Source organism: Streptomyces sp. UNOB3_S3 (assembly GCF_020740895.1).
Taxonomy (GTDB): Bacteria; Actinomycetota; Actinomycetes; order Streptomycetales; family Streptomycetaceae; genus Streptomyces.
The window spans coordinates 1-11847 of the sequence record NZ_JAILXP010000231.1 but is presented as its reverse complement, the minus strand read 5'-3'; the positions used below and the strand labels follow the sequence as shown (position 1 = coordinate 11847).

Sequence of the window (11847 nt, the reverse complement as noted above, 5' to 3'; positions counted from 1 at the left end):
GTCTCCAGGAGTAGCCGCTGCTGTGGGTCCATGGCGAGGGCTTCGCGGGGGGAGATGCCGAAGAAGGCGGCGTCGAAGTCGGCGGCGTTGTGGAGGAATCCGCCTTCGCGTACGTAGGTGGTGCCGGGTTTGTCGGGGTCGGGGTCGTAGAGGGTGTCGAGGTCCCAGCCGCGGTCGGTGGGGAATGCGGCCATGGCGTCGCGGCCGGAGACGAGGAGTTGCCATAGTGCTTCGGGGCTGTCGACGCCGTCGGCGTAGCGGCAGCTCATTCCGACGATGGCGATCGGCTCGTCGACCGCCCCACTGACGGGCACGGGCATGAGTGTGTTGGCATCCGGGGCTTCCTCGCCCAGCAGGTCCGTTCCCAGTTGCCGGGCGAGAGTGGCGGGTGTGGGGTGGTCGAACGCCAGTGTCGCGGGGAGCCGTAGGCCGGTGGCGGCGTTGAGCCGGTTCCGCAACTCGACCGAGGTCACGGAGGTGAAGCCGAGTTCCTTGAACGCCCGGTCCGGCTCGACGGCTTCCGCGCCCGCGAGGGCGAGCGTCGCCGCGGCCTCGGTGCGCACGAGGTCCAGCAGGACACGCTCACGCCGATGGGCCGGCATGCCGGCCAGCCGCTGCCGGAGTTCCTCGGCGACGCCGGGCGCGGCGGACGGTGCCGACAGGCCGCGCAGCAGCGGGGGAGCGGTGTCCGGGTCGAGGGCGGACGCGTCGAGGCGGACGGGCACCAGCACCGGCTCGTCCGCGGCGCACCCGGCGTCGAAGAGCGCGAGGGCCTTTTCGGCGGACAGCGCGGTGCTGCCCGCCGGCCACGCGCCGGTGCCGTCGCCGTCGCGCGGCCCCCAGGCCAGCGAGACCGCGGCCCGCCCCTGGGCGCGCCGGTGCCGGGCCAGCGCGTCCACGAACGCGGCGTCGGCGGCGTGCTCGGGCGGGCCGTCCGCCCCGAAGGTGCCCACGGCGGACGAGAAGAGCACGAAGAGCGACAGCTCCTGATCCCACGTCAGTCGGTGGAGGTGCCAGGCACCCTCGGGGTCGGTGTCCGCCGAGGTGTGCACCACGGCCGTCAGCGGTCGACCCGCGGGTATACGGGCCAGGGCCCCGGCGAGCGCCTTCGGGTCGGTGGGTTCCGGGACGGTGGTGACGTCGGCGCCGAGCGCGGACAGTTCGCCGGCGACGTCACCGGCCTCGGCGCCCGCCAGCAGTACATGGCGCGCACCGTGCCGGGTCACCAGGCGCCGGCCGACCGGCCCCGCGCCGGTACCGGTGAGCAGCACGGTGCCCGCCGTGTCCAGCAGTGGCGCACCGATCGTGGTGGGAGCCTTGACCAGGCGGAGGACCGTCACATCGCCGGCACGCACGGCCACGTGATCCTCGTGGCCCCCCTCGGCGATGCCCTCGGCGGCGCCCTCCGCGACGGACAGCGCCGTCGGCAGTGCCCCGGCCGAGGACGGGTGGTCGTCGACGTCCACCAGCACGAGACGGCCGGGCCGATCGCGTCGCGCCGAGCGCACCAGGCCCCGGCAGGCGGCCTCCGCCGGGTTCGGCCCGGCGCCGGCGGCCTCCCGTGTCACGAACACCAGGCGGGCACCGGCGAACCGGGCGTCGGCCGTCCAGGCGTCCAGGAGGCCGGTGAGCTCGCGGACGGCGGCCTTCGCGGCACGGGGCGAGCCGTCGCCGCCGTAGGGGCCGAGGGGGACGAGCACGGTGTCCGGCACCGGAGTTCCGGCCTCCATGGCGTCCGCGAGGGCGGCCGGTCCCGCGTACGTCCGCACCGGCACACCGGCCGCGGACAGGCCGAGGTCGTCCTCGCCCAGGACCGCCCACCGGCCGTCGGCCACCGGCGGCGCGGCAGTGGGGAGTACGGGGCTCCAGACGGGCCGCAGCAGGCCCTCGTGCCGGGTCCGGGCGGCGAGCAGCCGTACACGGGCGTCCCGCAGGGCGTGCCGGGTGACCTTCCCGGAGGCGGTCCGGGGGATCGACGCGATCTCGTACAGCTCCTCGGGCACCTTGAAGTACGCCAGCCGTTCGTGGCAGACGGCGAGGAGCCGCGCGGGATCCACCGGGTGGTCGCCGTCCGGCACCACGTACGCGGCGGGCACCTCGCCGAGGACCTCGTCGGGGATGCCCGCCACGGCCACGTCCGCGATGCCGTCCACGTCGCGCAGGGCGTCCTCGATCTCCGCGGGGTGGATGTTCTCCCCGCCCCGGATGATCAGGTCCTTGATGCGGCCGCTGATGGTGAGGTTGCCGTCGCCGTCCCGGCGGGCGACGTCACCGGTGCGGTACCAGCCGTCGCGCAGGGCCGCCGCGGTGGCCTCGGGCTGCCGGTGGTAGCCGGTCATGACGCTCGGGCCGCGCACCCACACCTCGCCCTCGGCGCCCGCCGCGACGTCGGTCCCGGTCTCGGCGTCCACCAGCCGCACCGACAGCCCCGGCACCGGCAGTCCGCAGGAGCCGTCGGGGGCGACCGCGCCCGGCCGCGTCATGGTGATCGCCCCGCAGGTCTCCGTGCTGCCGTAGCTGTCCAGCAGCGGCACCCCGAAGGCGCGGTGGAAGGAGGTGCGCAAGGAAGCCCCGGCGACGGCACCGGTGCACAGGCACACCCGCAGGGACCGCGCGTCGAGTTCGCCTCCGCGCGCCGCGTCGATCAGGTAGTGGTACATGGTCGGTACGCCCACGAGCAGGGTCGGGGCGTCGGCGCGCACCGCGTCGAGCACCTGCTCGGCGGAGAAGCCGCTCATGATGTGCGCCGTGGCGCCGACCGAGGTGACGCCGAGCACGCAGAGGATGTGCGAGAGGCTGTGGAAGAGCGGCAGCGGCCACAGCACTTCGTCCCGCTCGGACAGGCCGAGGACCGAGGCGTAGCCGGCCTCCACCGACCACAGGCATGTGCGCTGGGTGGAGAGCACGCCCTTGGGCTGTCCGGTGGTGCCGGAGGTGTAGAGCGTCCAGGCGGTCTCGTCGAGCCCCAGGTCGTCCCTCGGCGGCCGGTCGGCGTCGCTGGTGGCGAGCCGCTCGAACGACACGGTGCCCCGGGGGGCCTCGCCGTCACCCGTCACCACCACGACCGGACGCGGTGCCGCCGGGCCGTTCCGCAGGCGGCCGAGCTGGTCGAGGTGGGCCCGGTCGGTGAGGACCAGCGCGGCGCCGCTGTCCGCCAGCAGGTACGCCAACTCCTCTTCGGAGGCGTGGGGGTTGACGGGTACGCCGACCGCGCTCGCCCGGGTGACGGCCAGGTAGCTCTCGACGGTCTCGACGCCGTTGCCCATCAGGATCACGGCCCGTTCCCCGCGCCCGAGGCCGAGCGCGGCGAGGTGGGCGGCCAGCCGCCCCGTGCGCAGTTCGAGCTCCCGGTAGCCGACACCACGCCGTTCGTCCCTGAAGGCGATCTTGTCACCGAGACGCTCGGCGTGTGCCCGCAGCGTCTCGGGCAGGGGCCGGATCAGCTCGGAATGCGACATGTACTGCCTCCCTGCGCATGCGGGTGACCCCGGTTCTCCGCGGCGGAGGAAACGGCGGCGGAAAACCAGGGGACTCATCGCGCGGTACGAATTCCCGCGATTGGCTGCGGTTGCCTGCGAATACCTGCGATCGGAACCGCAGCCTAGCGCCGGGCGCCGCGCCCGATACCCCCTAGCCGACCCCAGGTCCGGCTTAGGGGGTCGGTAGGGGTACTGGCCGTGAAGAAGGGCTCCTTAGGCTGCCCGCTCGGACTGTCGCATGGTGACGAATAAGGGAACGGGGAATCAAGGTGAAAGACATCGTCGACGCGATCCTCGCCGACAGCGCGGAACCCGCGGACTTCTCCGCGTTGCCCGTGCCCGAGAGCTACCGCGGCGTCGTGGTCCGCAAGGACGAGGCCGGCATGTTCGAGGGCATGGCGTCGGCCGACAAGGACCCCGCCCGTTCCCTGCGCGTGCGGGACGTTCCCACGCCGGTGCCGGGGCCCGGCGAGGCCCTGGTGGCCGTGATGGCGAGCGCGATCAACTACAACACCGTGTGGACCGCCCTGTTCGAACCGCGGTCCACCTTCGGCTTCCTGGAGCGCTACGGCCGCACCGGCCCGGCCGCCGCCCGGCACGACCTCCCCTACCACGTGGTCGGCTCGGACATGTCCGGCGTCGTCCTGCGTACCGGCCCCGGCGTCCACCGGTGGCGGCCCGGCGACCGGGTGGTGGCCCACTGCCTCTCCGTCGACCTGGAGTCGCCCGACGGGCACGACGACACCATGCTGGACCCGGGCCAGCGCATCTGGGGCTACGAGACCAACTACGGCGGCCTCGCCGAACTCGCCCTGGTCAGGGCGAACCAGCTGATGCCCAAGCCCGCCCACCTCACCTGGGAGGAGGCGGCCTGTTCGGGCCTGGTGAACTCCACGGCCTACCGGCAGCTGGTCTCCCGCAACGGCGCGGCGATGAAACAGGGCGACACCGTGCTCATCTGGGGCGCCGCCGGAGGCCTCGGCTCCTACGCCACGCAACTCGCCCTCAACGGCGGGGCCGTGCCCGTGTGCGTCGTCTCCAGCCCGGCCAAGGCCGGCCTGGTCAGGTCGCTCGGTGCCGAGCTGGTCATCGACCGGTCGGCGGAGGGGTACCGCTTCTGGCGCGACGAGCACACGCCCGACCCGAAGGAGTGGAAGCGGTTCGGCTCGCGGATCAGGGAGCTGACCGGGGGCGAGGACCCGGACGTCGTGATCGAGCACCCCGGCAGGGAGACCTTCGCCACCAGCGTCTACGTGGCCCGCCGGGGCGGCACCGTCGTCACCTGCGCGTCGACCTCGGGCTACCAGCACCAGTACGACAACCGCTACCTGTGGATGAACCTCAAACGCGTCGTGGGGAGCCACTTCGCCAACTACCGGGAGGCGTGGGAGGCCAACCGGCTGATCGCCAAGGGCATGGTCCACCCCACGCTGTCCGAGGTCTTCCCGCTCCAGGAGGCGGGCCGGGCGGCCCGGGAGGTGCACCGCAACCGGCACAGCGGAAAGATCGGCGTGCTCGGCCTCGCCCCCACGACCGGACTGGGCGTCGAGGACGCCGCGTTCCGCGCCCGGCACCTCACCGCCATCAACCGGTTCCGCACCGGGCCGAGCTGACGGCCGGCCCCCACCGGTCCGGTCGCCATGCGCTCGTCATCCACTCGTCAGTCGACGTGCCCGTTGAGGTAGTTGCTACAGCTGATGATGTTCGAGCGCAGCATCTTCGTCGACTGCAGCCCGTCCCGGGTCGCCTTCATCATCAGCATCATCCGGTTGCCCCGCCGCATCATGACCGCACGCGACCGCACCCGGCGGGCCCGCGGCCGCCGCACCCGCTCGTAGCGCCGCAGCGACGCCACCGGATCGCCCGGGCCGGAGAAGACCTGGCCCAGCACCCACGCGTCCTCGAGGGCCTGGTTGACGCCCATGCCGACGCGCGGCGGAACCGCATGCGCCGCGTCACCGGCCAACGTGACCGGGCCGCGGCCCCACCAACGGGGCACCCGGTGGATGACGTGCGGCGCGACGCCGATGTCCTCCCCCTTGACGACGTCCAGCAGTTGCGGCACCGGTCCCGCCCAGCCCCCGAACAGCTTGCGCAGGACCTGCGCCCGCCGCAGGTTCATCTCATGGGCGCGCTCCCCGTCGGCGGCGGCCAGGTGCCGCGCCCCGCCGTTCCACGGCACCTCGAACGCCCAGTGGGTGAGCCCCTCGCCGACCGGGTGCACGGTGCACAGCCCCACCTTGCCGTAGTAGGTCGGCACGATGTGGTCGCTCTCCAGCTCGATCGGCACCGAGGTGGTGCCGTGCCAGGACGCGAGGTACGTCGGCCGCGCGGGGTCGTCGCCGAACAGGTGCTGCCGCACCGCCGAGCGGTAGCCGTCCGCGCCGATCAGCACGTCCCCCTCCGCTCTGGTGCCGTCGGAGAACTCCACCGTCACCCGCGCCGAACGGCCGGGTCCCCCCTCCCGGATGCGCAGGCACTCCTTGCCGAAGCGCAACGTCCCCTCGGGCAGCGCCTCGACGGCCCGCTCGAGTATCCGCCCCCGCATCACCCCCATGCCGTGCGAGCCGAGCTCACCGGCTATCTCGGCCATGTCCGTGCGCAGCAGCGGCCGGCCGTCGTACGACCACACGTCCGCCCGGTCGATGCGCCGGCCGAGCCCGTCGAGCCGCAGGCCCAGATCACGCATGATCGCGGTCCCGTTGTGCCAGACCATCACCCCGTTCCCGCCGGAGCGCAGCCGCTCCGCACGTTCGTACACCTCTACCTCGTGACCGGCCCGTGTCAGTGCCACGGCCGACAGGACGCCACTGACTCCGGCGCCGATGATGATGAATTTCACGCCATTCCCCTCAATCGGGAACTGTCGCCCCGCCGCCAGGCACGGTCAACAGCCAGTCGTGCACCGCGAGCGCGGTGGACTCGGAGTGCTCCTCCAAGATCGTGAAGTGGGTTCCGGGAACGTCCACCGCCACGTGCGGCAGCTCCCAGGCCGCCTGCCACCGGCCGTCGCCGCCGGCGAGCCCGGGCAGGCCCGGCGCGTACGGGTCACGGGCCCGCGCCAGCAGCGTCGGAGCACCGACCGGCCCGGGTTCCCAGCCGGCGAACAGCTCGTGGTAGCGGCCCATGGCCACCAGCCGGGTGTCGTTCCGCAGCGCCGCGCGGTCCTCCCGCCCGGACACCGCCTTCGTCAACGTCGTCTCCAGCCAGGGGTTCCGCCGGACCACCGCCGGCGCGTAGCTGTCGAGCAGCACCACCGCGGCCGGTGCCACACCGTCCCGCTCCAGGCACCCGGCCACCGCGTGGGCGAGCAGACCCGAGGCGGAACGCCCGACCAGGGCGAACGGCGCCCCGTCCGCGCACCCGCGCACGGCCTCGGCCTGCGCCAGCACCAGTGCCTCGAGCGAGCCGGGCAGGGGCTCCCCGTCGAGGTACCCCGGCTCGGGCAGGGCGGTGACGTCCCGCAGGTCACGCAGGCGGGCGGCGAACCGGGCGAACTCGTGCGGACCGGCCACCGCACTGAACGACGGGAAGCAGATCAGCCGCGGCACCCGGTGCCCCCTGGCGAGCCTGACCGGGGCGGGGGCCGGGGCCGGCACACCGGCCGTGGACCCGGTCCCGGGGCCGAACGCGGGCCGGACGCGTGCCGCGGCCTTGAGCAGGTCCATCGCCTCCGTGTACCGCTCCGCGTCGCACGCCTGCCAGTACAGCGCGCCGATGGAGCCACCCGGCTCCTCCCCGGCGGCGACGCGAGCCCCTCCCTCACCCAGCCGCTCACTGAGGAACGCGGCCAGCGCCTCCGCCGTCGGCCGGTCGAGGATCACGGTGAGCGGCAGCTCGAGCCCGGTCTCCGCGATCAGCCGGTCGCGCAGTTCGCTCGCGGTGAGCGAGTCGAACCCGAGGTCGAAGAAGCCCTCGTCCGTGCCGATCTCCTCGGGCGACGCATGGCCGAGCACCGCGGCGGCGGTGGCGCGCACGAGCCCGGTGACCTCCCGGAGGCGTTCGGCCTCGGGGAGGACGGCGAGCCGCCGGGCCGGGGGCGGCCCGGCCGGTTCCCCGGCGCCGTCCCCGGCGCCGTCCTCGACCGCCGGTGCCTCCCCGCGCTCCGGACCGGCGGCCACGCCGCCCCGGGCGCTGTTCAGCCAGTACCGCCGCCGCTGGAAGGCGTACGTCGGCAGGTCCACCACGCCGGCGCCCCGGAACAGCGCGGGCCACTCCACCGGCACGCCCCGTACGTGCAGCGCGGCCAGGGCACCCGTCAGCACCTCCGGTTCCGGGCGGCCGTCCCGCAGGGCCGGTACGAACGCCGCGCCCGCCGGTCCCGACGAGGCCAGGCACTCGCGGCCCATCCCGGACAGCACCCCGCCGGGACCGATCTCCAGGAACGTGGAGACGCCGAGGCCCGCCAAACTGCGCATGCCGTCGAGGAACCTGACCGGCCGGCGCACGTGCCGCACCCAGTACTCGGGCGAGCACATCTCCTCGGCGCCCGCCGGTTCCCCCGTCACGTTGGAGACGACCGGAATCCGCGGGGCACGGTAGGTCAGGGCCGCGGCGACGGAACGGAACTCGTCCAGCATCGCGTCCATGAGAGGGGAGTGGAAGGCGTGGCTCACGCGCAGGCGCTTGGTCCTGCGCCCGAGCGCCGCCCAGTGCGCGGCGATCTCCGCGACCGCCTCCTCGTCCCCCGAGACCACCATCGAGGACGGACCGTTGAGCGCGGCGATGCCCACCCGGTGCTCACGGCCGGCCAGCAGCGCGAGAACCTCCTCCTCCGTGGCCTGGACGGCGGCCATCGAACCCCCGGAGGGCAGCGCCCGCATCAGCCGGCCCCGGGCCGCCACCAATGCGCACGCGTCGCCGAGGGACAGCACGCCCGCGACATGAGCGGCGGCCACCTCGCCGATCGAATGCCCGACGAGGTGGTCCGGGCGTACACCCCAGGAATCGAAGAGCCGGAACAACGCCACTTCGGTCGCGAACAGCGCGGGCTGGGTGAAATCCGTACGGTCGAGCAGCCCGGCCTCCGCGGAACCCGCGGCGGCGAAGACCACGTCCTTCAACGATCTCTCCAGGACGCCCTCGAAGCCGGCACACACCTCGTCGAAGGCCGGCGCGAACGCCGGGAAGGCCGCGTACAGCTCCCGGCCCATGCCCGGACGCTGGGATCCCTGCCCCGGGAAGAGGAACGCCAGCTTCCCCTTGGCGACCCGTCCCCGGGTGACACCCGTCGCCGATTCACCTCGGGCCAGAGCGCCCAGACCGGCCAGGAAGCCGTCGAGGTCCCGCGCGGCGACGGCGGCCCGGTGGTCGAATGCCGACCTGGTCGTGGCCAGTGACAGGCCCACGTCCCGGACGTCGGTGGGTTCTTCGGCATCGGCGAGGCCCTTGATGTGGGAGAGCAGGTGCTGGGCCTGTGCCTTCAGCGCGGTTTCGTTCCGGGCCGACAGCACCCACGGGACGACCGGCAGGTCCGGTCGCTCCGTCACGGCCTTCTGCTCGTCCGGCCCCTCCTCGAGGATGACGTGGGCGTTGGTGCCGCTGATGCCGAAGGAGGAGACGCCGGCGCGGCGCGGGTGGTCGTCGCGCTCCCACGGGCGTGCTTCGGTGAGCAGTTCCACCGCCCCGGCCGACCAGTCGACGTGGGAGGAAGGCCGGTCGATGTGGAGAGTGCGGGGGAGCGTCCCGTGCCGCAGGGAGAGGACCATTTTGATGATGCCGGCGACGCCTGCGGCGGCTTGGGTGTGGCCGATGTTGGATTTGATGGAGCCGAGCCACAGGGGTCGGTCGGCGGGGCGGTCCTGGCCGTAGGTGGCCAGCAGCGCCTGGGCCTCGATCGGATCGCCGAGCGCGGTGCCCGTGCCGTGCGCCTCCACCGCGTCGATGTCCGCCGGAGTCAGGCCCGTACGGGCGAGGGCCTGCCGGATGACGCGTTCCTGCGAGGGGCCGTTGGGGGCGGTGAGGCCGTTGCTGGCGCCGTCCTGGTTGACGGCCGAGCCTCGTACGACGGCCAGTACTTGGTGGCCGTTGCGCCGGGCGTCGGAGAGCCGCTCCACCAGCAGGACGCCGACGCCTTCGGCGGCGCCCATGCCGTCGGCGGTGTCGGAGAACGCCTTGCAGCGACCGTCCTTCGCAAGCCCACGCTGGCGGCTGAACTCCATGAAGAAGGCGGGGCTGGACATGACGGTCACACCGCCGGCGAGGGCGAGATCGCACTCGCCCTGGCGCAGCGCCTGGGCCGCCAGGTGGAGGGCCACGAGGGAGGAGGAGCACGCCGTGTCCACCGTCACCGCGGGGCCCTCCAGCCCGAAGGTATAGGAGACCCGGCCCGACACGACGCTCGCCGAGCTGCCCGTGACCAGGTACCCCTCGACATCCTCCGGCGCCCTGAGCAGCCCGGTGGTGTAGTCCTGGCCGCTCAGGCCGGCGAACACCCCGGTGTTGCTGCCCCGCAGCGACGCCGGGTCGATCCCGGCTCGTTCGAACACCTCCCAGGAGGTCTCCAGGAGCAGCCGCTGCTGCGGGTCCATGGCGAGGGCTTCGCGCGGCGAGATCCCGAAGAAGGCGGGGTCGAAGTCCCCGGCGGTCCCGAGGAAGCCGCCCTCACGGGTGTACGACGTACCGGGCCGGTCGCCGGTCGGGTCGTAGAACGCGTCCACGTCCCAGCCGCGATCCTCCGGGAAGCCGGAAACGGCGTCCCCGCCGGAGACGAGCAGTCGCCAGAGATCCTCGGGAGAGTTCACGCCTCCCGGGTACCGGCAGGCCATCGCCACGATCGCGATCGGCTCGTCGGCCGGCGCGGCGACGGCGATGGTGGCGGTGGCGGGTGCGGGCGCGGAGGCCCCCGCCGTGCTCTCGCCCAGCAGGCCCGCCCGCAGGTGCCGGGCCAGGGCCGTGGGGGTCGGGTGGTCGAAGACCAGCGTGGCGGGGAGCCGCAGGCCGGTGGCGGAGTTGAGGCGGTTGCGCAGCTCCACGGCCGTGAGGGAGTCGAAGCCGAGTTCCTTGAACGCGCGTCCCGCGTCGACGTCGTCCGCCGTCGCGTGTCCGAGCACCGCAGCCGCGTGGGAACACACCAGGTCGAGCAACACCTGATCGCGCTCGGCGTCCGACAGCGCCGCCAGCCGCTCCACCAGCGCCGAGCCGTCCGTCCGCCCGGCACCCGCCGCCTGCACGGCCCTGCGGGCGGGCGCGCGCACCAGACCGCGCAGCAGTGGAGGCGGCGCCTGTCCGGAAGTCGACCGGTCGCGCAGGACGGCGGGGTCCAGGCGTACGGGCGCCAACAGCGCCTCGTCCCGGCGAAGCGCGGCGTCGAACAGGGACAGCCCCTCGTCGGCGGACAGGGGCACCCCGCCTCCTCGCGTCATGCGGTGGAGGTCGGTCTCGCCGAGGTGTCCGGTCATCCCGCTGCGGTCCGCCCACATCCCCCATGCCAGCGAGACGCCGGGAAGGCCATGGGCCTTGCGGTGCTGGGCGAGGGCGTCGAGGAAGGTGTTGGCGGCGGCGTAGTTGGCTTGTCCGGGGCTGCCGAGGGTGCCGGCGGCGGAGGAGAAGAGGACGAAGGCGGTGAGGTTGTGGTGATGGGTGAGGTGGTGGAGGTTGAGTGCGGCGTCGACTTTGGGGTGGAGGACGTTGTCGACGTGCTGAGGGGTGAGGGTGGTGATGGTGGCGTCGTCGAGGACGCCGGCGGCGTGGATCACACCTGACAGCGGATGTTCGGTGGGAATGGTGGCCAACGCGGCGGACAGCGCTTCGTGGTCGGCCGCGTCGCAGGCCACGATGCGTGCGGTCGCGCCCAACGCATGGAGTTCGGTGAGGAGTTGTTGTGCGTTTTCGGCTTGGGGTCCGCGTCGGCTGGTGAGGAGGAGGTGGCGTATGCCGTGGTGGGTGACGAGGTGGTGGGCGAGGAGTTGGCCGAGGGTGCCGGTGCCGCCGGTGATGAGGACGGTTCCGTTGGGGTCCCAGGGGTGGTGGGGGATGGTGAGGACGACTTTGCCGGTGTGGCGTGCTTGGCTGAGGTGACGGAACGCTTCCTTGGCCCTGCGGATGTCCCAGGTTCGGGTCGGTAGGGGGTGGAGGGCTCCGTGTTCGAAGAGGGGGAGGAGTTCCTGGAACATTTCCTGGATGCGGTCGGGGCCTGCTTCTGCGAGGTCGAAGGCGCGGTAGAGCAGGTCGGGGTGTTGTCCGGGGTCTCGGATGTCGGTCTTGCCCATTTCGATGAACCGGCCGCCCGGAGGGAGGAGTCGTAGGGAGGCGTCGGTGAATTCCCGGGCCAGGCTGTTGAGGACGACGTCGATGTTGGGGAATTGTTTTTCGAATTCCAGGTTTCGGGATGAGGCGATGTGGTTGTCGTCGAGGCCGAGTGAGCGGA

General features: G+C 73.1%; 4 protein-coding genes. 1 reads left to right on the top strand and 3 read right to left on the bottom strand.

From position 1 onward, the window contains the following. The coding region (locus tag K6I33_RS23140) for an AMP-binding protein (protein ID WP_229356305.1) at window positions 1-3458 on the bottom strand (3458 nt) is incomplete at its 3' end. A 290-nt stretch (window positions 3459-3748) separates the two neighbouring features. Here K6I33_RS23140 and ccrA point away from each other — a divergent pair. Beyond that, on the top strand, window positions 3749-5092 hold the full coding sequence (ccrA, locus tag K6I33_RS23135) for a crotonyl-CoA carboxylase/reductase (protein ID WP_229356303.1): 1344 nt from the start codon (window positions 3749-3751) through the stop codon (window positions 5090-5092). 47 nt (window positions 5093-5139) lie between these two features. Here ccrA and K6I33_RS23130 read toward each other — a convergent pair whose 3' ends face one another. Further along, on the bottom strand, window positions 5140-6321 hold the full coding sequence (locus K6I33_RS23130) for an NAD(P)/FAD-dependent oxidoreductase (RefSeq protein ID WP_229356295.1): 1182 nt from the start codon (window positions 6319-6321) through the stop codon (window positions 5140-5142). Window positions 6322-6331: 10 nt separating this feature from the next. Beyond that, on the bottom strand, window positions 6332-11847 hold a 5516-nt coding region (locus K6I33_RS23125; protein WP_229356293.1), incomplete at its 5' end, for a type I polyketide synthase.